At 58.0% G+C, this 24,284-nt stretch carries 27 protein-coding genes; 7 read left to right on the forward strand and 20 right to left on the reverse strand.

Going from position 1 to position 24,284, the window contains the following annotated elements; all coding sequences use genetic code 11:
* Window positions 1-63: 63 nt before the first annotated feature.
* Complete coding sequence (locus RCH91_RS17805) at window positions 64-1,080, reverse strand: YafY family protein (RefSeq protein ID WP_306536332.1); 1,017 nt, start codon at window positions 1,078-1,080, stop codon at window positions 64-66.
* An 80-nt stretch (window positions 1,081-1,160) separates the two neighbouring features.
* Window positions 1,161-1,622 (reverse strand): SRPBCC family protein, encoded by a 462-nt coding sequence (locus RCH91_RS17810; protein ID WP_306536333.1) that lies wholly within the window; start codon window positions 1,620-1,622, stop codon window positions 1,161-1,163.
* Between the two features lie 160 nt (window positions 1,623-1,782).
* Between RCH91_RS17810 and RCH91_RS17815 the strand changes: the two genes are divergently transcribed.
* The 3 genes from RCH91_RS17815 to RCH91_RS17825 all read left to right on the forward strand — a co-directional run bounded on the left by RCH91_RS17815 (window position 1,783) and on the right by RCH91_RS17825 (window position 3,665).
* Window positions 1,783-2,823: a cytochrome-c peroxidase gene (locus RCH91_RS17815; protein ID WP_306536334.1), complete on the forward strand. Its 1,041-nt coding sequence runs from the start codon at window positions 1,783-1,785 to the stop codon at window positions 2,821-2,823.
* A 121-nt stretch (window positions 2,824-2,944) separates the two neighbouring features.
* On the forward strand, window positions 2,945-3,259 hold the full coding sequence (locus RCH91_RS17820) for a nucleotidyltransferase domain-containing protein (protein ID WP_306536335.1): 315 nt from the start codon (window positions 2,945-2,947) through the stop codon (window positions 3,257-3,259).
* Window positions 3,249-3,665, forward strand: coding sequence for a HEPN domain-containing protein (locus RCH91_RS17825; RefSeq protein ID WP_306536336.1), 417 nt, complete (start codon window positions 3,249-3,251; stop codon window positions 3,663-3,665). The genes RCH91_RS17820 and RCH91_RS17825 overlap by 11 nt, the downstream gene beginning before the upstream one ends.
* Before the next feature lie 203 nt (window positions 3,666-3,868).
* On the opposite strand, the gene RCH91_RS17830 is transcribed toward RCH91_RS17825, so the two are convergent.
* A complete protein-coding gene (locus RCH91_RS17830) occupies window positions 3,869-4,525 on the reverse strand; it encodes a UTRA domain-containing protein (protein WP_306536337.1) in 657 nt (218 codons plus the stop codon).
* Between the two features lie 190 nt (window positions 4,526-4,715).
* On the opposite strand from RCH91_RS17830, the gene RCH91_RS17835 reads away from it, so the two are divergent.
* From RCH91_RS17835 to RCH91_RS17850, 4 genes are read left to right on the forward strand one after another with little or no spacing between them, the layout of a single operon-like run.
* On the forward strand, window positions 4,716-6,902 hold the full coding sequence (locus RCH91_RS17835; RefSeq protein WP_306536338.1) for a hypothetical protein: 2,187 nt from the start codon (window positions 4,716-4,718) through the stop codon (window positions 6,900-6,902).
* A 15-nt stretch (window positions 6,903-6,917) separates the two neighbouring features.
* On the forward strand, window positions 6,918-8,540 hold the full coding sequence (locus RCH91_RS17840) for a hypothetical protein (protein ID WP_306536339.1): 1,623 nt from the start codon (window positions 6,918-6,920) through the stop codon (window positions 8,538-8,540).
* The gene (locus tag RCH91_RS17845; protein WP_306536340.1) at window positions 8,537-9,616 is read left to right on the forward strand and encodes a hypothetical protein; all 1,080 of its coding nucleotides are present in this window, start codon (window positions 8,537-8,539) and stop codon (window positions 9,614-9,616) included. The genes RCH91_RS17840 and RCH91_RS17845 overlap by 4 nt, the downstream gene beginning before the upstream one ends.
* Before the next feature lie 17 nt (window positions 9,617-9,633).
* Complete coding sequence (locus RCH91_RS17850; protein WP_306536341.1) at window positions 9,634-10,035, forward strand: hypothetical protein; 402 nt, start codon at window positions 9,634-9,636, stop codon at window positions 10,033-10,035.
* Window positions 10,036-10,080: 45 nt separating this feature from the next.
* Here the strand turns inward: RCH91_RS17850 and flhB are convergent, their stop codons facing one another.
* The 17 genes from flhB to fliG all read right to left on the reverse strand — a co-directional run bounded on the left by flhB (window position 10,081) and on the right by fliG (window position 24,266).
* Window positions 10,081-11,142, reverse strand: coding sequence for a flagellar biosynthesis protein FlhB (gene flhB / locus RCH91_RS17855; RefSeq protein ID WP_306536574.1), 1,062 nt, complete (start codon window positions 11,140-11,142; stop codon window positions 10,081-10,083).
* On the reverse strand, window positions 11,139-11,933 hold the full coding sequence (gene fliR, locus RCH91_RS17860) for a flagellar biosynthetic protein FliR (protein ID WP_306536342.1): 795 nt from the start codon (window positions 11,931-11,933) through the stop codon (window positions 11,139-11,141). The genes flhB and fliR overlap by 4 nt, the downstream gene beginning before the upstream one ends.
* 25 nt (window positions 11,934-11,958) lie before the next feature.
* Window positions 11,959-12,228, reverse strand: a complete 270-nt coding sequence (gene fliQ / locus RCH91_RS17865) for a flagellar biosynthesis protein FliQ (RefSeq protein ID WP_306536343.1) — start codon at window positions 12,226-12,228, stop codon at window positions 11,959-11,961.
* Between the two features lie 78 nt (window positions 12,229-12,306).
* Entirely contained in the window at window positions 12,307-13,059 is a 753-nt protein-coding gene (fliP, locus tag RCH91_RS17870) for a flagellar type III secretion system pore protein FliP (protein WP_306536344.1), read from the reverse strand.
* 19 nt (window positions 13,060-13,078) lie between these two features.
* On the reverse strand, window positions 13,079-13,570 hold the full coding sequence (gene fliO / locus RCH91_RS17875) for a flagellar biosynthetic protein FliO (RefSeq protein WP_306536345.1): 492 nt from the start codon (window positions 13,568-13,570) through the stop codon (window positions 13,079-13,081).
* Window positions 13,567-13,872, reverse strand: coding sequence for a flagellar motor switch protein FliN (gene fliN / locus RCH91_RS17880; protein ID WP_306536346.1), 306 nt, complete (start codon window positions 13,870-13,872; stop codon window positions 13,567-13,569). The genes fliO and fliN overlap by 4 nt, the downstream gene beginning before the upstream one ends.
* Window positions 13,869-14,852: a flagellar motor switch protein FliM gene (gene fliM / locus RCH91_RS17885; protein WP_306536347.1), complete on the reverse strand. Its 984-nt coding sequence runs from the start codon at window positions 14,850-14,852 to the stop codon at window positions 13,869-13,871. The genes fliN and fliM overlap by 4 nt, the downstream gene beginning before the upstream one ends.
* A 79-nt stretch (window positions 14,853-14,931) precedes the next feature.
* Window positions 14,932-15,450 (reverse strand): flagellar basal body-associated protein FliL, encoded by a 519-nt coding sequence (gene fliL, locus RCH91_RS17890; RefSeq protein ID WP_306536348.1) that lies wholly within the window; start codon window positions 15,448-15,450, stop codon window positions 14,932-14,934.
* A 414-nt stretch (window positions 15,451-15,864) separates the two neighbouring features.
* Window positions 15,865-17,124 (reverse strand): flagellar hook protein FlgE, encoded by a 1,260-nt coding sequence (locus RCH91_RS17895; RefSeq protein ID WP_306536349.1) that lies wholly within the window; start codon window positions 17,122-17,124, stop codon window positions 15,865-15,867.
* 157 nt (window positions 17,125-17,281) lie between these two features.
* Entirely contained in the window at window positions 17,282-17,668 is a 387-nt protein-coding gene (locus RCH91_RS17900; RefSeq protein ID WP_306536350.1) for a TIGR02530 family flagellar biosynthesis protein, read from the reverse strand.
* Window positions 17,669-17,675: 7 nt separating this feature from the next.
* Window positions 17,676-18,332 carry a flagellar hook assembly protein FlgD gene (locus RCH91_RS17905; RefSeq protein ID WP_306536351.1) on the reverse strand — a complete coding sequence of 219 codons (657 nt, stop codon included), beginning with the start codon at window positions 18,330-18,332 and terminating at the stop codon, window positions 17,676-17,678.
* A gap of 20 nt (window positions 18,333-18,352) precedes the next feature.
* The gene (locus RCH91_RS17910) at window positions 18,353-19,867 is read right to left on the reverse strand and encodes a flagellar hook-length control protein FliK (protein WP_306536352.1); all 1,515 of its coding nucleotides are present in this window, start codon (window positions 19,865-19,867) and stop codon (window positions 18,353-18,355) included.
* 156 nt (window positions 19,868-20,023) lie between these two features.
* On the reverse strand, window positions 20,024-20,569 hold the full coding sequence (locus RCH91_RS17915) for a MotE family protein (protein ID WP_306536353.1): 546 nt from the start codon (window positions 20,567-20,569) through the stop codon (window positions 20,024-20,026).
* A gap of 3 nt (window positions 20,570-20,572) precedes the next feature.
* The gene (gene fliJ / locus RCH91_RS17920; protein ID WP_306536354.1) at window positions 20,573-21,013 is read right to left on the reverse strand and encodes a flagellar export protein FliJ; all 441 of its coding nucleotides are present in this window, start codon (window positions 21,011-21,013) and stop codon (window positions 20,573-20,575) included.
* Window positions 21,014-21,072: 59 nt separating this feature from the next.
* Window positions 21,073-22,404 carry a FliI/YscN family ATPase gene (locus RCH91_RS17925; protein ID WP_306536355.1) on the reverse strand — a complete coding sequence of 444 codons (1,332 nt, stop codon included), beginning with the start codon at window positions 22,402-22,404 and terminating at the stop codon, window positions 21,073-21,075.
* On the reverse strand, window positions 22,391-23,287 hold the full coding sequence (locus RCH91_RS17930; protein WP_306536356.1) for a FliH/SctL family protein: 897 nt from the start codon (window positions 23,285-23,287) through the stop codon (window positions 22,391-22,393). The genes RCH91_RS17925 and RCH91_RS17930 overlap by 14 nt, the downstream gene beginning before the upstream one ends.
* On the reverse strand, window positions 23,274-24,266 hold the full coding sequence (fliG, locus tag RCH91_RS17935; RefSeq protein WP_306536357.1) for a flagellar motor switch protein FliG: 993 nt from the start codon (window positions 24,264-24,266) through the stop codon (window positions 23,274-23,276). Before fliG ends, RCH91_RS17930 begins: the two co-directional genes overlap by 14 nt.
* Window positions 24,267-24,284: the final 18 nt, after the last annotated feature.

The raw sequence follows: 24,284 nt of genomic DNA on the forward strand, positions 1-24,284 counted from the left end.
AACACTCTATTTATCCGTATCGGCCGGCCGCGAAAAAACTTTAGTCCCGCCCGCTTTTTCCGTTCAGCCCCCTTCGCGAGAAAGTGCTGCCCCGTACCTCTCGGCCATGCGCCGCGCCGCCCCCCCCACCTCTTCGCGCAGCCCGGCGGGCGCCAGCACCTCGGCATGCTCGCCGTAGGAGAGTATCCAGGAGACGATCTCCATCTTCCCCCCAGCGGTAAAGGAGAGGAGGAGGCTCCCGTCGTCCCCGGCTTTCATCGTCTGGCTCGGGTGCCAGACCCTCCCCCGGACCGCGTGGGCGATCTCGGGCGAAAAGCGGATCACCACCTCCAGGGGCTCCTCCTCCACGATGCCGAAGGCTCCCCTGAGCCGCTCCTCGGGCCGGTAGTCGGCGGAAATCTCGAAGCGCTCCTTCCGCACCTCCACGCCGGCGATCCGCTCGGCGGCAAAGGTTCGCAAGGCCTTGCGGTTATGGGCGTACCCAACGAGATAGAGCCCCCCCTTGTAGAAAACCAGCGTGTAGGGGTCCACCTCGTAGGTGGTTGCCCGCCCCTTCCCCGCCCCCCGGTAGGAGAGCCTCACCCGGTACTGGTAGATGAGGGCGTCCCGCAGGCTCTCCAGGTGCCCGGCCACCGGGGCGTAGTCGCGCCGCCCCTGCAGGAGCGGCAGCGAAACGTCGGCGATCCGCTCCATGTGGGCCCCGTAACGGGGGGGGAGGACCGAATTGATCTTGCGGAAGACCGCATCGAGATCCTCCCGGAAGGGGGTACCGTCCAGAAAGGAGAGCTGGGAGCGGAAAAACGACAGGGCCATAAGCTCCTGAAGGGTGAACGTGATGGGAGGGACATCCTTGAAGCGGGTGAGAAAGCGGTAGGCCTTGCGGCCGTTCAGCCACTCGGAGACCAGGGGATACCCCGCCTCGTGGATGACGTTCAGGTCCCGGTGAACGGTGCGGCGGTCCACCCCGGTCTCCTCGGCCATCTCCTCAAGGGTGACGCCGTGGCGCGCCTCGATGAGGCGGATCAGGTCGTGAACCCTCCCCGCCTGGGAGTACTTCTTGGCCGGCTTTCCCTTCTGCACGGTATCACCTCCTGGGGCATAATGCTGACGGAGTCGATGATACCCCAGGGGCTGCGGGGCGGGGAAGCATAATCTGCCCCTCACCCCCAGCCGCTGAACCGGCCAGCCAGGGCGTCACGGCGGAAATCGAAGATCCGCTGAAGCCGCGTGGCCACGAAGGAGGCAGCCATCCCGCCGAGGGGGCCGAAGGGGAGCCGGTAATGGACGATGTCGCGCATCTCCACCCCCCCTTCCACTTCTTTGAAGTGGTGCTGGTGGTGCCAGAACCGGTAAGGTCCGAAGCGCTGTTCGTCCACGAAGAGGTGGGGTTCGGCGCAGTGGGTAATCTCGGTCACCCACCGGACCGCTAGGCCGAGGAAGGGGGTCACGGTATAGGTAACGACGAGCCCCGGGTGGGTACGCTCCGGCACCGGAGAGGTGATGGCGAATCCCAGGTCGGGTGGGGTGATGAGGCAGAGGTTGCGGGGGTCGGAGAAGAAATCCCACGCCTCGGCCAGAGGTATGGGGAGAAACTGGGTCCTCTCAAGGCGATGGAGCGTCACGGCGGCCTCCGGCACTGAATGTGTGCACCTGAGCACAAGGGTAACCCCGCTTGCGGGGGGATGCAAGCAGCCGCAATTCCTGACCGCCTTGCAGACCTGATACGATGGACTATACTTAATTTAATTTGTTTCACAATTTTACGTTCAAGGAGGAATACGAATGCGGACACAGACTATCGCGTGGGGGGCGATGATCGCCCTGGCAGCGGGTGCAGCATGGGGTAAAGAGGACGTCATGGGGCGAGCCAAGGGGATCTTCAAGCCGATTCCCGCCAAGGCCACGGTCCTGAAGGGGAATCCGGCCAGCCCGGCAAAAGTCGAACTGGGGAAAATGCTCTACTTCGATCCGCGTCTCTCGTCGTCACACCTCATCAGTTGCAACACCTGTCACAACGTAGGACTCGGCGGCACCGACATCCTGGAGACATCCATCGGCCACGGCTGGCAGAAGGGACCCCGCAACTCCCCCACGGTGCTGAACGCCGTCTACAACATCGCCCAGTTCTGGGACGGCCGGGCCGAGGATCTGGCGGCCCAGGCCAAGGGACCGGTCCAGGCATCGGTGGAGATGAACAACAAGCCCGAAAACCTGGTGGCCACCCTGAAGAGCATCCCCGGCTATCAGCCCCTGTTCAAAAAGGCCTTCCCCGGCGAGGCAGACCCGGTCACCTTCGACAACGTGGCCAAGGCCATCGAGGTCTTCGAGGCGACTCTCGTCACCCCCGACGCCCCCTTCGACAAGTACCTGAAAGGAGACAAGAAGGCCCTCACCGCCACCGAAGAGGAAGGGCTCGCCCTCTTCCTGAACAAGGGGTGCGTCGCCTGCCACAGCGGCATCAACGTCGGGGGGTCCGGCTACTTCCCCTTCGGCGTCAAGGAGGACCCGGGCCCCGAGATCAGGCCCGTGGACGACACCGGCCGCTTCAAGGTGACCAACACGGCGGCCGACAAGTATGTCTTCCGGTCGCCAAGCCTGCGCAACGCGGCCATCACCATGCCCTACTTCCACTCGGGCAAGGTCTGGAACCTGAAGGACGCCGTCAAGATCATGGGGAGCGCCCAGCTCGGCATCTCCCTCACCGACGACGACGCCGACAAGATCACCGCGTTCATGAAGACCCTCACCGGCAAGCAGCCGCTGGTCATGCATCCGGTCCTGCCGCCCAATTCCGCCACCACGCCGCGGCCCATATCGAACTGAGCCGACCGAAAAGAGAGAGGCCGCAAGGCCTCTCCACTTTGACTCTCCCTATTCCGGTAATTGACTTTATGCACAGGTTATGCAATCGTTGCATAACTGCCCAATTATTATGGAGAAACTGATGCGTCATCTGGAGATTGAACTGGATAAACTCATTGCCAGCATCGGGGCCAACTATCAGCCGGAAAAAATCATCCTATTCGGTTCCCTAGCTGAAGGGACGGCATCCGAAGAAAGCGATATCGATCTCCTCGTCATCAAGGAGACCGACAAAAATCCTTGGGATCGGAGCGCCGAAGTCGACCGCTACGTGGACCATCACGTGCCGGTCGACATACTGGTCTACACGCCAGCGGAGGTTGCCGGAAGGCTCTCGGTGAACGATCTGTTCATCAAGGATATCTTTACCCGGGGAAAAGTGATCTATGAAAAATGAGTATAGAACCATTACCCGTGAATGGCTTGCCAAGGCCGAAAGCGATCTCGCCTACGCCCAGGCCAGTTACAGGGAATTCGACGACTTCCACTCCCAGATGTGCATCCTCTGCCATGATGCCGCTGAAAAGTTCCTCAAGGCGTTGCTTGCGTCCAGCGGCACCAGGCCGGAAAGGACACACGACCTGGTTACACTTCATAACGAATGCCTTTCGGCATTAGAGCCCCACGGCGCACTCAATGAACTTGACGTCCCGTGCCGGCTGCTCAACAGATACTATGTCCCGCTGAAATATCCGTCCCACTACCCGGCAATAACCAAGGTTCAGGCAAGCCAGGCAATCGAGGCAGCGGAACGTATCCGTGCCGTCGTGAACGCGATCCTCCTTCCCGAACTGGACACATGATGACAAGCTGACGTATCGAAGGCAAAAGGCCGGAGCATACATTGCTCCGGCCTTTTTCTTCCCTGCACAATTCTCAACTGCCACCGCTGCTCCCATCGCGTTCGTATGTGCGCCAGATTTGGCTGCGACGATTGAGCGTAACCGCAGGCGTAGCCCGAGCTACGTCGAGGATTGCGCGATTGAAGAGCGATCAGCTTAACTGATTAGGCAGGACGATTCTTAATCTCATATTTCCAATTTTCCAGGTATGAAGCTTTAAGAAACTCTAGAACAAAACGCTCTCCAGTTTTTGTATCGCTGGCATAAAGCTTTTGTTCAGCATCCAAGATTACCCTCACAATTGGATTAGAGTCGTAAAGTTTAGTTTTTTTATCAGACTTGAATTTATCATCAAGCTCGACAGTTTCGTCTTGAAGTTTTTTTATCCAAAGATTAATCATGTTTTTCTCATAAATATTGGCTCCACGGGCCATCAATACAGTGTCTCGAGATACTGGCTCGTACCCGTGTTTAATATAAATATCAATAAGTGATTCAGTCTCAAAGTCATGGCTGCGTAAAAAATTATCAGGATCATGAAATCTCTTTGGGTCTAGGTACGCTCGATGAAATGCAACTGGTTGTTTGTCAAAAATCCTTAATCGTTCTATTAAAATAAATGGAGAATCTGCAAAAAGCCCAAGAGCTTCCTGAGCTGCTTTTTCAACACTATAAAACGGATGTTCTTTGTCTGAAAGTGGCAACCTTACTGTTGCCTCTAAAACTTTGGTTGTAAGTTTTTTGACTATTCCATCGACAGATTTATTAAACGCATCAGCCGATTTTGTAAACGAGAAGGCTTGGTGATCACAATCGTTCATTGTCTTTTGACTCTCCTTTAATTGCAGAATCATTGTCACCCATGTTCAGCAACTCAAAGTCGACTGCTGGATGATGCAAGTCAGACTGCCTACTAAAATTACGTCCCCACTTGCGATTGCCTTACCCCAAGATACAATAATTATTACACATTAAATATTCATAGCAAGCTATTTAAACAGGAGCCGAACAGTGAAAGCCCTATTTGAAAAGACACCCGAGCAAATACGCGAGCTACGGAAAAACCTCCAAAATTATGACATACTGCGTGTGCTGGCGTGGCGCCCCAATAATACTGATCCGTGTTATTACTTCAAGAATGATACCGCAGACACCTTGTTTGAATGCAACCTGGATGAAAAAATCCGAATGGAGATCTCCCGATGGTCAAACGCATTAAGCAGCTGTACGTTGACCGAAAGGAGAGAGAACCGTCAACTGCATGATCTTTCGCCAGCGCTACACAGCATTTACATGACACAGACGCAAACTGAGGTCAAGAACCTCTTTGCGCGGACAATTCGGATGCTTCTCTTCCTGGAATCGGTATTGCTCGGCAAAGAGTGCCCAGCAAACAATCCTTACTGTGAGATTGCAAAGAGCCTAAACCTACATAACTACTTTGAACTCTTTAAATCGCTGACGGATTGCCTAAAGGAAATATCACAAAAAACAGGCACCGTAACCTATAATTCAGAGGGCACTTGGGTTGTCTCGTTGCCACTGCTGCTGATCGTTGCGGTCGGAGAATCTCATTGCGAGTACATTCAACCATTTGCCTGGGAGGCGTATAGCGCAGCCAGAGCCCGCGACGAGCTCAGGCGAAGGTGGACTGGCATCGATGAGAGCGCTCTCAACAAGATTCTCAACACAGTCGCTTTGTTTGTCCGCTGTCAAACGGCGGTAGGGCAACGACAGCGAGAATCTGGCACTCCCGCTTTCATCAGTCTAGTCAACAACAACCTTGACAAACTCGCCTTCGATGAAAACAGCCTTTTCTATTCACTGAAGCTCTTGGCTGTAATCGGAGAAGCCAGAAATCACAAAGTGCCCAAGAACGAAAGCAGCGACGGTTTTGATATTGACGCTGAATGCAATAAAGATTGGACAGACGAAGTACCAACCAAAATCGAAAAATATCTCGAGTTCGAGCAACAGAGCAGTTCTAACAGTTCAAAGGAAAAGAATGAAAATTTTACATGGTCTTATTTCCGCCCCAGTTATCTCGGATTGACAGACACTAAAGACAACTGTCAAGATGTAGAAGCTTTTAAAGAGACCATTCGGCGCAAAAAGATATTTTTAATATACATTAATCTCTACAAGATCGATATCATCTCAATCGGTCGTGCTCAGACACAGCAACCCCTCAGAGAGCTCATTGGAGAAGTCATAACAGGTTGGTCAAAACTCTTCCAAAGAGACAAAACGAAACTTTTTGAACAGTTCTTTCGCCTCGAGCCACTGCCGGTACCGCATCCATTTCCAGGAGAAAAGGAATATACCTTGTGTGTACTCTTAAGGGATGACCTCGCCGCCGAGCAGCTCTTGTTCCCATCAGTAAACAACATAAAGGATCTTAAAAATAAATACGAGAAGTGCCCCCGTTCTGCAATCGAACGTGCCAGCGATCTGTTCTCGCACCTCATTAAAGTAGCAAGGGAAAAATTGAAGCTTGATGAGGATGCCATGTGGGACGAAAAGGAGGCTCTTGAGCCAGTCTATGTTCCGTTCCCTCTCATCCGCCGGATAACAGAGATCATATACCGACTTCAACCATCAACCTGCTTCAGCATCCCAATCAGTATTGATCGTTCTACTACCGACTGGATTCGACTTCCGTATGGAATATCGAAAAACCATCATCTTCACAAGCGGGTTCTGGCGAACTTCCTTCTCGCCACCGTCCTGAACCGCGGCATGGCGTCAGGTCTGAGCCGTGCGGAAATCGATTTGGAAAATCTCGCAATCCCATCTCAAAGATCTGAGACACAGGAATCTGTGGTTGATAAAGAAAATTCCGAAGATTTTATGCAGCCAGAAGATTGGCGGAAAGCCGTCCAGGAACTCTACGTGCAGGGCGGTTATAATGTGCTTCTTGACCGCTACCTCCGCGACTTTAACTCCCAACGAAAAAATGTTTACTTCGAAACTCGTCTCTCGCCTGATACTCAATTCGGTTCGAACAGAATGGATGCTCTCGCAGTCGGCGAGATTCGCAATGACTTGAAACAGTATCTTATACGCGAAAAAGTGTCAGAAAAGTATACTGCTGTGAATAAATTCTGGCTATTGGGTGTTGATATCGGAGGTACTTTAACCAAGTGCCAATTGTTCTATTACAACAGTGATCTTAATAATATTTCTCAATCAATCTAAAATAGTATATTTCGAATGTCGACCTTGCCAGTAGCGAAAGTAGAGCTAAGTAAGAACCTTTCAGTGCATGACGCCATTAGTGAGAGCATCAATGAGTATGCGACGCGACTCGTTGAACTTATCAAGAAGCGTTTCGGCGGTACGTTAAAGAGTATCGACCACTCTCAGTTGGTTATTGGTATTGCGTGGCCAGGCCCAGTGAGGGAGGACCGTCCCAATGGTACCAGCGGCCTGCTGAAGGCGTTCGGTCTCAGCAATATTATTGCAGAGAACAAAATCGACGATATATGGGAAGTCGATATCGCCGGTGCGGTCGCTCGAGCCTGGAAAAAAGAGTTCAAGAAGTCGAGCCCATTCGTCTCCTTACTGAATGATGGTGACGCAGAAGCGGCCGGTGCAGTTGTTCTAGCTAAAGACAACCCAACTAGAGGCCTCGCTCTTTCAGTCGTTAAACTGGGAACTGGTCTCGCTGGTGCGATCTTGAAAACTTATGGGGGAGGATTGTCCCTCGTCCCTGGGCTCTACGAATGGGGAAAGCTTGTTCTTGATGTTGCAGCACCACCCAAGCCGGGCTTCCCCAATGGTGTAGCGGGGGAGTACCTTTCTCAGAAATGCCTTCCACGTTTAGCAGGACGCCGTGGGGAAGGCCAATTCTTTCAACAAAGGGATAACCCTGAAAGCGCAGAAATCGGATTAATTCTCGAAACGGAAGCGGCCACAGAAAATAAGCAAGTTAAGGCGTATCAAGCATTGCGAGTCGAGTGCGGATCGATTTTGGGTTACAGACGGTCTATGTATGGCGTACCCGTGAGCGCCGAAGTTCTTCGTGTCGTATATAATGCCCCTGATAGCGACCCTGATCTCCTCTTTGAAGTACGGCTTGCTCTGAGGGCTTTTGCAGGGGCTAAAGACCTGCTTGTTAAACAACTAGAAGAGTATGGCCGAATTCGCCTTCACCGCATGATCTGTTGCGAGACAACAGGATCTAATGACAAGAAGGAAGTTAAAAACCTATGCAAAGATCCCAATTTTAAGAAAGCTTCTGATATCGCTAAACGTTGCGCGGAAAGCTTAGGTCGTTATCTTGGAGACTTTTGTGTTCTGCTTCATGACGAACTAGACGTCAATGCTGTTCGATTAACAGGAGGGGTTCTCTCAGGGGAAACTGGCAAAGTTGCGATTGATAGCGCTCGTAATCGCATCCAACTCTATGGTCTGTCGATGCAGAAGACTACAACTGGCGCATACGCAATATGTACACCTAATAATCAAAATGTGACTTGTTTGGGTAAACGTGACGCTGAAAAATCCTCCAATGCTGGCAAACAAGATGATGCGGGGAATGAAAATGTTGACCGAGGAACCCTTGGCGCTGCTTGTTTTGCCGCTGCCTCCTTTATTAAGGATAAAAAACAGAAAGGTCTTCAGAAGTTGCGTTCTCAACTGCTTGAGGTAAAGCCAGGGGAACGCGTCGATGTGAGGGGTCAAAAAATCTCCGTCCCTGGTGTGTATCCTGATCCTGATTTCGGAGAATATGCGTTATCTGAAAAAGAACTGTTGGATTTCATGGAAAACCGGGGTCCAGATTGGGGATATTACCAGGATAGCGGGCAAAATTCTTTCGTGAGGTGGAAATGAAAATTGAGATAGAGATTGGCCGCCCTAGGGCCATTAACCGTACCGCTCGCGTTACGATTGCAGCACATGAACTAAAGTCAGCGGCCCTGCACATAGCCTTTGCTGCGGAACGAAATCGGACCGGTCTGTACATGAGGCGTCATGAAAAACCCTGCGACGTGGAGGCAGGTTATGCAGTGGGACCAAACGACCCTGTTCGTTTTGCAGAAGAACCAAAGAAACTTAAAATTCCGGAACACATCAAGGAAATGAAATTTGGGACAGAACCCTCTTCCGAAATCGTTGCCCAGGACAGCGAAAGATTCAGAACCGTTCCGTCAGTGATAGCCGTTCCAGTCAGCGATGTTGCCGCCAACTTGCTAAGGCCATGTTTCATGAAAACCGGATTTGGTGAGAAGCAAATTTTCTTTTTTGAGGATGAACCCATCGAGAGTCGGAGCTACTGGGCAGCTTGCTTTTTCTCGGATGAGAGAAACAAAGCAGAAATCAAGTTTATGGACATAAGATTCAACGTTGATATGGATAGTGTTCTCTCGCTTGATGGCCAAGATCTTGTTGCAAGGGGCCTCGAGTGGGCAGTCTCTTTGGTGCCGCTGGTCAAGAATTCCAAGGCAGTCTCTCCGCAAGAAATAGCGAAAAATGATTATGATCTACGCCATATTTTTGGACGAAATGCCCAGAAAGAATTTTTCTCACCCTATGACCTCTGGTATGACGGTTGGAATCAAAGGGTGGACGAAGTTGTTCAAAAGCACATCGACAGTGGAATTCCCTTTGAAACCTACTACCACAGTATATTGGGAATAGATTCATATGGCTCAGTCGTTATTTATCAAATTGACTGTGAATTACCAAAGATAGCTGAACAATTGGCAGAGGAAGGGGTAATTGCTGCTGGCTTGCTCGATTCCGGCGGAAGCTGCGCAATATATGATACTTGGATCAATGGCTATTTGAACCATGGTTGGTATTTTCGAGAACCACGAGGAGCAATTTTGACCTTTAAACTGAAATCTATAGAACGTATTCCAGTGCCTAAAACTGGAACTTGGCATCAGTCTAGGCAAATATTATAAACCATTGGGAGATCACTTTGATCGAAGAAAGTGCGGGCAAACTCCAGCTTTATCTCAAGCTAATTGAATACAAAAGAAGTCTTGGCACTACTCAGTGGTCAGTGTTCTCTCTTTTTGCTACTGTCAGCCAAGCAATTCTCGTTTTTAGCCTCCAACAACAATCCATCAAGCTAGGTATTGCTCTCCGGATTTTGTGTCTTGGAACCTTTTGGCTTGGTTTCTTGTTGTACAACCGCTACAGAATGATTAATGAAACAGTTGCTGAGTACCTCAGAAATCTGGAGGGGGATCTCCAAGTGGACTTTGAGACCCGCTTAGACAAAAAGCGGAGTGAGACAAGTCCTTCGACAAGGGCAATCCTCATCGGTTCGGGGCTGCTCTATACGGTGTTTGTGATTGTAGCTAGTATTATCATGTGAAAACTTGCCTCCACCCCAAGCGACAAAAGACTGACGCGAGCCACCCTATACTTTTCCTTTGAGGCTGTAGACGTAGGCTAAAACCTCCGCCACCGCCGCATAGAGGGCCTCGGGAATCTCCTCCCCCTCCTTCACCTGGGCGTAGAGCTCCCGGGCCAGAAAGCGGTTCTCCACCAGCATGATGCTGTGTTCCCGGGCCATGGCCTTGATGGTCTGGGCCATGTGGTCGGCCCCCTTGGCGAGAACCGTCGGTGCGGCCATGGTAAGGCGGTCGTACTTGAGGGCCACGGCGAAGTGGGTCGGGTTGGTGATGATCACGTCGGCGGTGGGGATGACGGTGCGCAGGCGCCGCTGGGCCTGCTGGAACTGCATCTGCCGGATCTTCCCCTTCACCTTCGGGTCCCCCTCCGACTCCTTGTGCTCGTCCTTCACCTCCTGCTTGGTCATCCTCTGCTTCTCCATGAACCGCCACTTGACGAAGACCAGATCGATGACCCCCAGGATCAGGAGCACGCCGCAGGTGTGGATCACGAGCTTGAACGAGAGGTGCTTCATCAGCTCAAGGATGCCGGACAGGTCGGTGTCGGTCAGGTAGATGATCCCGTCCAGCTCGTCGCGCATGATCTTGTAGGACATGTAGCCGACGATCACGATCTTGAGGATCGCCTTGGCCATCTCCATGATTGAGTCTTTGTTGAGGAGCTTCCCGAAATTCTCCACGGGGTTCAGCTTGTCAAGCTTGAAGGTGATTCGTTCCGAATTGACGGAGAAGCCCACCTGGGCCACGGTGGTGCAGAGCCCCACGAGAACAACCACGAGCATGAAGGGGCCCAAGACCCGCAGGATGACGAGGAAGAGCTTGACCAGGAGCATCTCGACGCTCGCCTCGGTGACCTCGAAGGTCCCCATGGCGCCGAAGATCTCGCTGCTCGTCGCCTTGAGGGTGTTGAACATGAAGCCGCCGGTGGTGTAGAGGGCGACCATGGAGGCGATGAGCGTGACGGTGGAGGTGAGGTCGCGGCTGTGGGGAACCCCCTTCTTCTTCGCCTCGTCCATCCTCTTCTGTGTGGGTTGTTCTGTTTTCGAGTGTTTGTCTTCCGACACTATCCCTTACCCATGAGCTTCATGATGGTCATGATCTGCTCGTCCAGCGCCCCGAACGATCCCCGGAGGGTATGGAGGAATACGTTGAGGGAAAGCCCGAGGATGATGAAGCCGATGCCGATATTGAGGGGCATGCTGACAAAAAAGACGTTCATCTGGGGGAACGAGCGCGCCATGATGCCGAGCATCACGCTCGTGAGGAGCAGGGTCACCATAACTGGCGCCGCCAGCTTCACCGCCAGGACAAAGACCTGCCCGATGGTGAGGACCAGGAAATTCAGGAGCCCCTCGTTCATGGTCCATGCCCCCACAGGGAGCACGGCGTAGCTCTCCACCAGGGCGCCGATGAACACGTGGTGAACTCCGAGAGAGAGAAAAAGAAGGGTGGCGAACATTTCCTGAAAGATGGAGATGATCGACTGTTGGTCCCCCTGGGATGGGTCGATCTCGCTGACGATGGAAAGGCCGATCTGGATGCCGCAGATCTGGCCGCAGAACTCGACTGCGGCGAAGACAATGAGGGAGAGGAGGCCAAGACAGGTGCCGATGAGGGTCTCGCGGATCATGAGCATGGCGAGGGAGAGCATGTCGCCGGGAAGCTGGGGGACAGCGGCCTTGACCAGGGGGTAGCAGACCACCGATATGGCGAAGATGATCAAGGCCTTGATGTTCATGGGCACCCGCCGGCCGCCGAACAGGGGGATGGCCGCGAAGATGCCCGCCATCCGCCCCAGCACGAGGGCGAAGAAGGCGACATCATTGGTTGACGGAAATGGCGTGGTCAGGGGAAACATGGTTCGGGACCGGGTTCGGGGTCTCCTAATGCCTCATGTTGGGGATCATGGCGTACAGCTCCCGGGTAAAGTCGCTCATGTAGCTCATCATCCACGGGAAGAAGATGACCATCGCCACCATGACGATAATGATCTTCGGCGCGAAGGCGAGGGTCGCCTCCTGGATGGAGGTGACCGCCTGGAAGATACTGACGAGGAGTCCCACCACAAGGCCTGAAATGAGGAGCGGAGCTGAAAGAAGCAGCGTCACCTCGAAGCTGCGGCGGGCTATCTGGACGACGAGATCGGGACTCATGTGAAATACCTCCGGTTGGTGACACCGTGTAGGGGCGCGGTTTCCGCGCCCGGGCGGGGGGACCCCGCCCCTACGGTCTTACCCAAAGCTCTTGATGAGCGAGCCGATGACCAGGCCCCATCCGTCCACGAGGACGAAGAGGAGGATCTTGAAGGGGAGCGAGATCATGACCGGCGGGAGCATCATCATACCCATCGACATGAGGACCGACGCCACCACCATGTCGACCACCAGAAACGGAATGAAGATCAGGAAGCCGATCTGGAATGCCGTCCGCAGCTCCGAGATCATGAAGGCCGGGATGAGGGTGAGGGTCGGGATGTCGTCGGCATTGCGGGGGCGCGCCATCTTGGAGAGATTGAGGAAGAGAGCCAGGTCCTTCTCCCTTGTCTGGGAGAGCATGAACTTGCGCATGGGGACCTGGGCCCGCTTGAGGGCCTCCTCCTGGGTGATCTGGGCTGCCCGGTAGGGCTGGATCGCCTGGCTGTTCACCTGCTGCCAGACCGGCCCCATGACGAAGAAGGTGATAAAGAGCGACAGCGCCACGATGATCTGGTTCGGGGGAGCCTGCTGGGTGCCGATGGCCTGCCGCAGGAACGAGAGGACGATCACGACCCGGGTGAAGGAGGTGGTCATCATCATGAGCCCCGGCGCCAGGGAGAGCACCGTCATGAGGAAGAATATCTGGATGACCGTGGAGGCGTCGCCCGGCTTGCCGGCCTTGCCGACTCCGATGGAGAGGGTCGGGATCACCGGCTCGGCAAAGGCCGCGGCGGCTACCCCCGTAACCACGGCGATGGTCGTAAGGATGATGAGAATGCGTTTGGTCATGGCAACACCGTCCCTGGTGTCAGAGTTTTTCGGCGCGCTGGCCGGGAGAGTCTGCTCGCCCCTGCTTCATGGCGGCGATTTTCGCGGCCATGGCATCGAGCTTCCCCTGAAAGAGGGCGGCCACGGGCCGCTTCTCCGCGTCATCGACCACCTCGATCTCCTCGAGGATGTCGATCTGCTTGATGAAGGTAAGGGCATCGCCGCTGGAACCGAGCAGCAGGAAGTCCCCCCCCACCTCCACGAGGACCAGCGACTTCTTGGGGGCCAGGTAGCGGGTCTCCACCAGGCGGATGTGTCGCTCGCTGCTCCCCCGTGTCTGGGCACCCAGCTTGAACCAGCGGTTCGAGAGGTGATAGAAGAGATAGATGAGCCCCAGCACCACGGCCAGCGATGCCACCATCTGGAGGGTGAGGGCCACAAGGCCGGGGCTCTCCTTCCCGTCCGCCGCCAGGGCAACGGCCGGCACCAGGGAGGCCGCCGTCGCGGCAACCGTTGCCGCCAGCCGGGTCACAGCACCTTCTCCACCCGCTCGTTGGGGCTTATGATATCCACGAGCCGGACGCCGAACTTCTCATTCACCACCACCGCCTCGCCCCGGGCCACGAGCTTCGAGTTGACGAAGACGTCCAGGGGCTCCCCCGCCAGCTTGGTCAGTTCCACGACTGCCCCCTGGTTGAGCTGGAGCACGTCCTTCACGAGGATTTTGGTGCGGCCCAGCTCCACTGTGAGCTGCAGCGGTATGTCGAGGATGAAGTTCAGGTTCTTTTTATCCAGTTCGCCATCCTTCAGGTTGTCTTTGTCGAGGTCGCTCACTGCTCTCTCCCTTTACCGAGTATGGTGGTGATCTGCGCCGCCTTGTTGCCGTGCCGAAGCCCCGGTGTCGCCATGAATTTTGACACCCCCCCCACCTTCACCTCCAGGTCGCTGTGGCAGGGGGTGTCGAGCATGATGGTGTCGCCGGGGGCCAGGTTGAGGAGTTCGTCCAGGCTGATGGTAGCCCCGCCCACCTCCACCGACAGGTCGAGGGGGGCCTCCAGGAGCTCCGTCGACAGCCGGTAGGACCACTGGGGGTCGATGGCCATCATGTCCACCTGGGATCCCGACTTGAGCTTTTCCCGAACCGGATCGATGGTCATGAAGGGAACGGCGAAGACCATCTTGCCGACGATCTCCTCGATCTGGATCTCCATCTCCATGGTCACCACCTGGTACTCGGGGGGAACGATGTTGACCAGCCGGGGGTTCATCTCCATCCGCATGAATCCCATCTTGGTGGGATAGAGGGGAGCCCAGGCCTTTTCCAGATCGGCGAGGATATCCATCACGATCTTCTGGACCAGCCGCAGCTCGATGGAGGTGAACATCCTGTTACCGGCGGTGGGCACGACCGACGAGCCGGTCCCCCCCAGGATGCAGTCGACGATGGTGAAAACGAGGGTGCTGTCGAAGGCAACCAACGCAGCACCCTTGAGGGGGTCGGCCTTGTAGATGGCCATGGCCACCGGCGACGGCAGGGTATGGAGGAAGTCGTCGAACTTGTAGGCGCCGGCCCCCATCTTTTTGATCTCGACGATACGCCCCAGCCGGTTCGACAGGGTGCCCCGCTGGTAGCGGATGAAACTGTCGTAGATGATGTCGAGGTTGGGAATGTTCCCCTTGGCCTCACTGCTGAAGAGGTCATAGGAAAGCACCATCCCCTCTGCCTTGGCCAGCTCCTTGTCGGGCTCGATCTTGCCCTCGAAGACGGCTGCCAGCAGCGCCTCTATCTCTTGCTTGGTGAGGATTTTTTCCATGGACGGTCCCTGGCGTTACGGCGGTTGGCGTAGGGGCAACCCTGCGTGGTTGCCCTGGGGCGGCCACACGGGGCCGCCCCTACTGCACCACGAAGTCGGTGAAATAGATCTTGCTCACCTTGCCCGGCGGAAGGATCTTGTTGACGGCCACCATGATCTCGTCCCGGAGCTGGTTCTTGCCTTGAAGATCCTGGACATCCTGGAGAGTCTTGGTGGTCAGGAGCACGAGGATGGAGTCGCGCAGCGAAGCCTGGCGCATCTCGATCTCATTCTTGGCGTCGGCGGTGGCGGTTTCGAACTCCACCTTGACCCGCAGGTAGCGGAGCTCCTGGCCATCGTAAATATTGACGATGAACGGCTCCATGGGGAAGATGTTGGCAGCACCGCCGGCCGCTCCCTCCTTGCCACCGCTGGGCGCCCCCTCGGCTTTCTGCTCCACCTTCGCCTCGGCCTCGCCTTCCTTCTTCTCCTTCTTGCCCCCGCCCATGAACACGACGGCAAGGGCGATCACCACCACGGCGACCGCGCCGATGATGATGAAGAGCATTTTCTTGTTTTTCGGCGCACCTTCAGCCGGGGCGTTCTCTTCTGCAGCCATTGCGGATCCTCCTCCTCTGTGCTTTGCGGTTGATATCAGTGGGTTTGACGCACCGATGCATACATTGCAACCGAAGTGCCAGAACGGGAAAAGCGGGACGAAAGAAAGGGTAAAGGGAGAACAGGCGGGGAATGAGGCGGGAAAGCCGTTGATGTCGGGCTTCGGACCGGTGGCGGGCACGGTCCCGTAACGGAAGGAACCGCACCGAACAAACCGGAAATGGTCGATGTTTTGACACAAGGACCGACAGGGAGCCGATGCACGGCATCAAACAGGCCCCTCAAACCGCCCTGAACCGGGCATCCCCGGCAGGGTGGTCAATTTTCCGGCACGCCCCCCCCCGTCGCGAAGTGGGACTTTGTTAGAGAGGAAAAAAAAGGGGGAGCCGCGTGGCTCCCCCGGGGGAATGTCAGGTTACCGTTTGAGATTGAGGACTTCCTGAAGCATCTCGTCGGCGGTGGTGATGGTCTTGGAGTTGGCGGAGTAGCCCCGCTGGGTGGTGATCATCTTGACGAACTGGGCCGCCATGTCCACGTTGGACTGCTCCAGGGAGTTGGCGAGAATCTTCCCCACGCCGGGAGAGCTGGCGTCGGAGAAGAGGGGCTGGCCCGATTCGAGGGTCTCCTCGAAGAGGGTGCCTCCCGCCTTGGAGAGGCCGGCGGTGGAGGAGAACTTGGCCAGGGCCACCTGGTAGAGCTTCTGGAGCTGGCCGTTGGAGTAGACGCCGTTCACGTACCCCTTGTCATCGATGGTGACCTTGGTGAGGGTACCCTGGTAGTAGCCGTCCTGGGTCTGGGAGGAGACCACGGAGGGACTGGCGTACTGGGTGGTGGCGCCGACGCCCATGTCGAAGAGGATCGGCTGGGGAGCCGTGACGCCACCGGTGAAGGTGATGTTCTGGGCCGCGCTGGCCAGGGGAGTCTGGCCGGTAAGGGCACCGGTGGCGTCGAAGGTGAGCGTACCGTCGACGGGTGTAAGAGGATGACCGGGGCTGCCGGCAGCGGCGTCGGGGAGAATGGCGTGCCAGTCCCAGGCGTTGTCGGCGGTCTTGCGGAAGTAGACCGTGGCGGTATGGGCGTTACCCTGGGAGTCGTAGAGCGAAAGGCTCGTGGAGAAGTTGGAGGTGGCCACCGGGTTGGCCGGGTCCCAGGCAAGGGCCGGCGTGGTCTGGGTGGAGTCCAGGTTCACCACCATCTCGACGTTGGAGGTGAGTTTCGGCGGCGTCGTGGCGAAATTGGTCAGGTCGATGGGTTTCATGACGCCGTCGGAGAGACCCGACGAGGGGATGATCCCGTACCCCTGGATCTGGTACCCTTCCGGGTTCACGAGGATCTTGTCCTTGTCGAAGGTGAAGGCGCCGGCCCGGGTGTAGAAGCGGCCGCCGCTGTTCTGCACCACGAAGAAGGAGTCCCCCTGGATGGCCAGGTCGGTGCCGCTCTCGGTGCTCTCGAAGGAACCCTGGGTGAACTGGTTCTCCACGGTCTGGATCTGGACGCCGCGGCCGATCTGGGAGCCGCCGCTGATGGTGCTGGAGAGGACGTCGGAGAAGAGCATCCGCCCCTGCTTGAAGCCGATGGTGTTCACGTTGGAGATGTTGTTGCCGATGACGGACATGGCCTCGCCGTTGGCGTTGAGGCCGCTGATGCCGGTGTAGAGTGCAGATGTAACGCTCATTGTGTGTTGCCTCCGTGGGGTGGCAGTAGTCGACTGCCGCCTGGGTGGTTGGGACGCCTCTGTCGGTCGGCGTCCCCGGGCCCCCTTGAAGGTCCGGCCCGTGGTGGATCATTTACTTCCCTGCTGCTTCAGGTCCCCGATCCCTGGTCCCCGTGTCCTAGAAAACTACTGCCGAATCGATATTCGTGAACACATTCCCTTGCATGCTGCCCCGGTCCATGGCGGTGATGACTGTCCGGTTTTTGACACTCACCACGAGTGCGGCGTCGCCGAGCATGATGAGCGATTCGCGCCCACCTTTCTGGGCCACGCTGTCCACCGCTCCCTCCAGCCTCTTCATGTCTGTCTCGTTGAGGCTGATCCCCCGCGCCCTCAGTCTCTCCTGGGCATGCTGGGAAAATTTGATCCCCTGGGTCGGCATCTTGCCGTCGAGGATCGTGGCGAAGGCGGGCTGTGTGCCCCCCTGCTTCGCCGGTTGCGGTTGCGCCGGTTTCGGACCCGGGTTGATGGGGAGTGGTTCGGGAAAATAGATCGTGTCGATCATCCCTGGCTCACGCTCCTTTCACCGAGAGTACATTGCCGAGCGGCACGCTGATGCCGCCGACGGTTACGTGGGGTTCTTCTCCTTCCAGATTGACCGCTTCCACCGTGCCGGTGAGGAGCGAGTATCCCTGGAACTTCTCCCCTTCCGCATTGAATCCGGTCACGCTGAAGGTGTAGCGCCCTTCCGGAAGGGTATTCCCCTTGCCGTCCCTGCCGTCCCAGGCGATGGTGCCATCGCCGGCCTGGGTGCTTCCGAGGGTCAGGGTCCGGACAACGGTGCCACTGATATCCTTGATGTCGATTGCGACTTTCTCGGCATTGGCGGCGAGCCGGTAGCCAAGGGTCGGTTGAGAGCCGCCGGCGAGCTTGATAAGATCACCATTGGCCGTGACCGTCTTCCCGATGTACGAGACCGATGAAAGGCTCGAGGCACCGTTGAACAGGTCGATGATGGTGGACAGGTTGGAGTTGGTGTTGTAGGCCTGCTCCACCTGGGTCAGTTGCGCCAGCTGGCCGATGAACTCCGTGCTGTCCGCGGGGTTCAGGGGGTCCTGATTCTGGAGCTGGGTAACGAACAGCTTGAGGAAGTCATCCTTGTTCATGCCGGTTGCCTTCTTCATGGCCGCTGCCGCCGTTGATGTGTCGGTTGTGATTCCGTTTACCACAGTCTATGCCACCTCCTTTCCTAAAGTCTCACGTCGAGGATCGAATCGCGCCGGTCGGTGTAGTAGTAGTCCGCTGCCTGGGTCGCCGGTGCCTCGTCCTCTGCCGTTCCCCGCTGGTGCGAGGTCCTGAAGCCTCCCTGGTGGCCGGCCTCCCTCCCTTCACGGAAGAGCTGCTCGTACCCCTGGCCCGTGCCGGTGGATACGTCGAAGCCGGTCATGGTCAGGTTTTGCCGCGAGAAGTTCTCTTTGAGGGAATCCAGGTTGCTGAGAAGAATCTCTCTCACCTGGCTGTTGGCCGCCAGCACTTCCACCTTCACGTGCTGGTCCACAACCCGGACATTGATCCGAAGTTCGCCCAGTTCGGCCGGGGCGAGCCGGATCGAGATCTCGCCGTTTCCGGCGGGCTCCCGGGTTGCGATCCCCTCTTTCACCTGGGCCATGATGCTGTCGCGCAGGCCGTGGGTCGGCTGGTGCTCGGGCTTCGTGGCAGTTGCGAGGGTCGGCTCGAAGGGTTTCGCCGCGTCGGACTGGACGGGTGCGACGTGGGCCTTCATGTCAGCGGCCTGGTTGCCGCCGTTCCCCTGTTCGCCAAAGGATTGCTGATCTCCTGCTTCGCCCTTGATGACCACCTCCACCTCCTGGGGCTTCACGCCCGCAAGGGGTGCGGTTTCCGTCTGCCGTGCCGTTTCCGTCATCGGTACCCGTTCAGCCGCGACCGGGGAAGGTTCCCCCCTCGGGATGACCGGTATCCGGTCGGGATAGGCTGCCGCCGGCCCCATGGTGCGGGGTGCCGGTCTGTCCGCTGCCGCGACCTCCGGTGCCGGTGCCGTTTCGGGCAAGGGCTCGGATGGGGGCGCCTGGGGTTTCACCTGGGTCACCTCGGCGGTTTTGGGCGGTTCGAGGGTGACCGTGAGGACCTCCGCCGGATTGTTCACCGGAGCAGGCTGTGCTGCGGCCTGGGGTGCCGGTGCGGCGGGGGCTGCTTCCGTGGGCGGTGTTTTCGCCTGGGTCGTCTCCCGGGGGAGTTCGGGGTGGGGGATGACGGCTTCGGCCTGGGTCGGTTGTAACGGAAGCGTGGCAGGTGCCGTTGCGGTGGCGGTAGCAGGTGCTGTCGCCGTTACCGTTGCAGTGGCAGGTAAGGTGGCAGTTGTCGTAGCGGTGACAGCAATGGCGGCGCTCGCCTCGCTGGTCGTGCCGGTCGGGACAGGGGTTTCGGTGACCGGTGCGGCCAGCTGAACGATCGTCTGGGGTGCCACAAGGGATGCGAGCGACATCAGGGCTGCTTCGGCGGTGGCGGTGGCGTTGTCGTCGGACTCTGCGGCAGGGGTGTGTTGATCGTTCGGCGCTGCGGTTTCCGCGGGAAGGGATGGAAGTTCCGCGGTGGCCGTCGTGGCGACGGGCTGAATGAGGAGCCCGGCCATGAGCGAGGCGAAGAGGTCAGGGGTGGCGGCAGACCCGGCAGGGACTTCAGGTGCGGTTCCGACGGTGGTGGGGATGGATTGGGGAATCACCTGGAGCATCTGCATGATCTCCATACTTGTTCACCTCCTTTCTTTGTTGGTATGAAACGCGGCTTTTCCGCGTTTCGTGCTGCTATTCGGTTGTCAGAGAACAAAATCAGTATCGGGCATTGTAGGGGCGGGGTTTCCCCGCCCTGGGCACGGCAACCGCGCCCCTACAAATTCATCCCATCATCTCGCCGCCAGATTCTGCCTGGTCCACTTGAGCGCCCTCTCCTGCTTGATGAGGGGGAGGAGCTTGGCAGCTCGCTTCTGGTCCATCTCGCTCAGGAGCTCCAGGGCCTGGTCCTCGGGGAGGCCGTCCAGGAGCTTCACCGCCTCCTGGGGCTTAAGACCCTTGTAAACCTTGAGAAGTTTCTGGTAGTTGGCGCTCTGCACCTTTTTCCGGGCGTCCAGGGAGCGGTCCAGGGACGCCTTGGCCGCCTCCAGCTCCTTCACCCGCGCCTCGAGGGTGGCTGCCAGCGCCTTCAGTTCCTGCTCCTTGATGGCCAGGGACGCTTCCTTGGCGGCAAGCTGCTGCTTCTTCAACTCCAGGGCTGCCGCTTCACCGACGCCGTTCTTGGCGCCCCCGGTCGGATAGACCGGCGCCACGGCGGACGGCCGCGTGCCGTCCCCTCCGGAGGATTGGGCCTCGACGGAGGGGGGAGTACAAATCGGCGGCGCGAGGAGGAGCAACCCCGTCGCCGCCACAATCGATGTGAAGACCAATCTCCCCATGGCTTACCGGAAGGCCCTCTGGATGGCCAACTCTTCGAGGAAAGCCCGTTCCTTCTCGGCCCGTTCCCGCCGCAGTACCGCCATCTGCTTCTCCTTCAGGAGTTCCAGGGCCTTCTTGTCCTTGGCGGCATCCATGAGCACCTCGCGCCGCTCGGTCATCTCCACCCCCCTGGTGTCAACTTCCAGACGCTGGGACTGGATGTCACCGGCCTTGCGCCGGAAGAAGTCGGCATACATCTGGAGCTCGCCGGCATTGACCACGACCGACTGCTTGTTGTTGTACTCGACCCGCGCCCGGTCGGCCTCGGCCTCGTGGCGCTCCAGGAGCTCGGCGGCGCTCTCGAATTCCCGCTTGGCGGTGGCGAATTCGACCTTGCGCACTTTCTCGATCTCTTTGCGGTAGTTGAGGACCTGCTGCAACTGGAACCCCTGCTTCTGCATCATGGCGTGCTCCGGAATCTGTCGAAATCAGGAAGTCTTTTCTCTCTCCCTGCAAGCTGCAATCAGAGTGCCATTCCCTCGTCAAAAATATCGCCGAGCCCCGTTACCGCCTGATCCATGGTGACCCCGTCGTGGATCCCCTGGCGAATGTACTGCACCATACCCTCCATCTTGGAGATGGCGTAGTCGATGGTGGGGTTGGACCCGGGTTTGTAGGCGCCGATGTTGATCAGGTCCTCCGCCTGCTTGTGGGCCGCCAGAAGCTCCTTGAACCGGGAGGCGAACTGCTGCTGGCTCCGCTCGGTCACGTCCATCATGACCCGTGAGGCGCTGGCCAGGACGTCGATGGGGGGATAGACGGCCCGGGCCGCCAGGTCGCGGTTCAGGACGATGTGACCGTCCAGGATGCTCCGCATGGCGTCGGAGACCGGCTCGTTGAAGTCGTCCCCCTCCACGAGCACCGTGTAGAGGCCGGTGATGCTTCCGTCCATGAAGTTGCCGGTCCGCTCCAGGAGCTTGGGGAGCGCCGCGAAGACCGACGGGGTGTACCCCTTGGTCGTGGGTGGCTCGCCGATGGCCAGCCCCACCTCGCGCATGGCCATGGCGAAGCGGGTGGCCGAGTCCATCATGAGGAGCACCTTCTTCCCCTGGGCCTGGAAATACTCGGCAATGGTGGTGGCGATGTAGGCCCCCCGCATCCGCACCAGGGGGGGTTGGTCGGAGGTGGCAACCACGACCACCGACTTTTTCAGCCCCTCCTCCTGGAGGTCCTTCTCGATGAATTCCCTGAGTTCGCGCCCCCGCTCGCCGATGAGGGCGATGACGTTGACGTCCGCCTCGGTGTAGCGGGCGATCATCCCAAGCAGTGTCGACTTTCCGACACCGGAGCCGGCCATAATTCCGACACGCTGCCCCTCGCCGCAGGTGAGAAGCCCGTTGATGGCCCGGATGCCGAGATCGAGGGGCTTTCTGATGGGGCGGCGCTTCATGGGGTTCACCGGATTGGCGTAGATGGGATACTCCTCGCGGGTAGTGAGGGGTCCCTTGTCGTCGATGGGTTCGCCCAGGCCGTCAATGACCCGCCCCAGGAGACCGGGGCCGACGCCGAGGGATGACTTCTTACGCTTGACGGAAATGAGGCTTCCGAGCCCCACGCCCCGCAGTTCGCCCAGGGGCATGAGGAGCGTCTTGTTGTCGCGGAAGCCGACCACTTCAGCCGGGATCGGGTCGCCGTCGAGGGGATGGACCTGGCAGAGGGTGCCCACCGCCGCGTCGGGACAGTACCCTTCGATGACGAGCCCCACCACCTGGGTCACCTTGCCATGGAAGCGAATCGGCTTCACGCTCTCCACGGCGGCAAGATAGCGGGAGAAATCGATCCTATTCTTCGACATAGGGCTTCTCCTCCTCCGCCTTGAGCCACGCCCCCTGCCCCGTGAAGGGAGGGATCGCGTCCTCGACGACGAGGGGAAGCTCGGGGCGGGGCTCCGCCTCCGGCGGCGCAGGGGGCGTCTCCGCCGGTGCGCTCCGCTCCTCGAGGAGCGTGCGATAGATCTCGTCCAGCTGGGACTCGATCCGGGCGTCAATGGTGCCGGTGGCGGTTTCCACGAGACAGCCGCCGGGGCCCACCCCCTCGTCGGGGGTGAGGGTGATGGGGAGGTCGTCGCCGAGACTAGACAGGAACGTCTGCCGATTGGCCGCCACCACCGTGTAGTCGTCGGGATTGAGGCGCACCACGACCCGGTCCCGATCGGTGCATCCCCCCACCGCCGCGGCGATGAGGGAGGCGAGGATTGCCGGCTCCTGGGCAATTTCCTGCTGAACGATCTTGCGGGCGATCATGACGGCAAGCTTGAGGAGATCCTCTTCGCTCTCCTTGAGGACCCGGCTCCGCAGACCCGTCAACGCCGTCACGCCATCGCGCAGCGACTTGAAGACATTGGCCAGGCCCCGTTCCGCCTGGCGGCGCCCCTCGTCCATGCCGTTGCGGTAGAGCTCGTCCACCTTGGCCTGAAACTCATCTTCGGGAAGGACGATCATCCCCTCCAGGCTCGGCATGGCCGGTTCCGGAACCTCGGCAACAGTGGCGGCCGGATCGGGAAGCCCGAGCCCGACGGGCCCGGAGCCGAGAGCCTGGTGAACGAACCCCGCCGCCCCCGGCGGAAGCTCCTGGGTGGGTGTCTCGTCCAGAATGTGGCCGAAGTTGAAACTCTGGAAGGCGTGGGGAGCCCCCTGGCCCGACTTGATGATCCGTGACCCGCTTCTAAACGAGGACATCGTCGCCTCCGCGGCCTGCCAGCACCACCTTCCCCTCCTCCTCCAGCCGGCGGACGATCTTGATGATTTCGCCCTGGGCCTTCTCCACGTCGGAGAGGCGGACTGGCCCCATGACCTCCAGGTCCTCCTTGATCATCTCGGCGGCGCGGCTGGAGATGTTGCGGAAGATCTTGTCCTTGATTTCCTCGGGAGCGGTCTTCATGGCAAGGGTCAGGGTATCGTTGGAGAGTTCACGCATGATCCCCTGGATGGAGCGGTCGTCCAGCTTGAAGATGTCGTCGAAGGTGAAGAGGTGTTTGCGGATGACCTCTGCCAGGGGCGGATTGAGGACGTCGAGCTTGTCGAGGATCTGCTTCTCCTTGCTCCGGTCCAGGTAGTTGAACATGTCGACCACCTTCTCCACGCCGCCGACCTTGTAGCGCTGGATGCCGCCCATGGCGGTCAGTTCCCGCTTGATAACCTCGTCGATATCCTCGAGGATCTCCGGCGACACCTGGTCCACGTCGGCGATCCGCATCACCACCTCGGCCTGGAGCTCATGGGGGAGCATGGCGATGATCTCGCCGGTCTGCTTGGCCCGCAGCTTCGCCAGGATGACGGCAATGGTCTGGGGGTGCTCCTGGGAAAGGAAGTTGGCAATGGTCTTGGCGTCCAGGTTGGCGAGGATGTCGACCATGTCGCCGAAGCTGGAGGACGATATCTCCTTGAGGAGCATCTCGGCCTTCTGGACGCCCAGGGTCTGCTCCAGTATCTTGCGGACGAACTCCTCCCCCTGGGAGAAAATGCCGGTCTCCGGATTGGTCATGTTGGTGAACTCGCTGACCACATCCTGGATGACGGAGTGGGGGACATGGCCCAACTTCGCCATGCTCTTGGATATCTGTTTTATCTCGCTATCGTCCATATGCTCGAAGACCCGGGAGGTCGCATCGGGACCCAGGTAGAGGAGCAGTATGGCAGCTTTGTCGGTTCCGTCCATGGTCACAGCCTCGTGAAA

Source organism: Geobacter sp. (assembly GCF_030834625.1).
Taxonomy (GTDB): domain Bacteria; phylum Desulfobacterota; class Desulfuromonadia; order Geobacterales; family Geobacteraceae; genus Geobacter.

Bases quoted from the DNA above. Each gene is read 5' to 3' on its own strand.
- RCH91_RS17815 (WP_306536334.1), top strand. From the start codon at position 1,783: ATGCGGACACAGACTATCGCGTGGGGGGCGATGATCGCCCTGGCAGCG.
- RCH91_RS17820 (WP_306536335.1), top strand. From the start codon at position 2,945: ATGCGTCATCTGGAGATTGAACTGGATAAACTCATTGCCAGCATCGGG.
- RCH91_RS17825 (WP_306536336.1), top strand. From the start codon at position 3,249: ATGAAAAATGAGTATAGAACCATTACCCGTGAATGGCTTGCCAAGGCC.
- RCH91_RS17830 (WP_306536337.1), bottom strand. From the start codon at position 4,525: ATGAACGATTGTGATCACCAAGCCTTCTCGTTTACAAAATCGGCTGAT.
- RCH91_RS17840 (WP_306536339.1), top strand. From the start codon at position 6,918: ATGTCGACCTTGCCAGTAGCGAAAGTAGAGCTAAGTAAGAACCTTTCA.
- RCH91_RS17845 (WP_306536340.1), top strand. From the start codon at position 8,537: ATGAAAATTGAGATAGAGATTGGCCGCCCTAGGGCCATTAACCGTACC.
- fliR (WP_306536342.1), bottom strand. From the start codon at position 11,933: ATGTTTCCCCTGACCACGCCATTTCCGTCAACCAATGATGTCGCCTTC.
- fliQ (WP_306536343.1), bottom strand. From the start codon at position 12,228: ATGAGTCCCGATCTCGTCGTCCAGATAGCCCGCCGCAGCTTCGAGGTG.
- fliP (WP_306536344.1), bottom strand. From the start codon at position 13,059: ATGACCAAACGCATTCTCATCATCCTTACGACCATCGCCGTGGTTACG.
- fliM (WP_306536347.1), bottom strand. From the start codon at position 14,852: ATGGAAAAAATCCTCACCAAGCAAGAGATAGAGGCGCTGCTGGCAGCC.
- fliL (WP_306536348.1), bottom strand. From the start codon at position 15,450: ATGGCTGCAGAAGAGAACGCCCCGGCTGAAGGTGCGCCGAAAAACAAG.
- RCH91_RS17895 (WP_306536349.1), bottom strand. From the start codon at position 17,124: ATGAGCGTTACATCTGCACTCTACACCGGCATCAGCGGCCTCAACGCC.
- RCH91_RS17900 (WP_306536350.1), bottom strand. From the start codon at position 17,668: ATGATCGACACGATCTATTTTCCCGAACCACTCCCCATCAACCCGGGT.
- RCH91_RS17910 (WP_306536352.1), bottom strand. From the start codon at position 19,867: ATGGAGATCATGCAGATGCTCCAGGTGATTCCCCAATCCATCCCCACC.
- RCH91_RS17915 (WP_306536353.1), bottom strand. From the start codon at position 20,569: ATGGGGAGATTGGTCTTCACATCGATTGTGGCGGCGACGGGGTTGCTC.
- fliJ (WP_306536354.1), bottom strand. From the start codon at position 21,013: ATGATGCAGAAGCAGGGGTTCCAGTTGCAGCAGGTCCTCAACTACCGC.
- RCH91_RS17925 (WP_306536355.1), bottom strand. From the start codon at position 22,404: ATGTCGAAGAATAGGATCGATTTCTCCCGCTATCTTGCCGCCGTGGAG.
- RCH91_RS17930 (WP_306536356.1), bottom strand. From the start codon at position 23,287: ATGTCCTCGTTTAGAAGCGGGTCACGGATCATCAAGTCGGGCCAGGGG.
- fliG (WP_306536357.1), bottom strand. From the start codon at position 24,266: ATGGACGGAACCGACAAAGCTGCCATACTGCTCCTCTACCTGGGTCCC.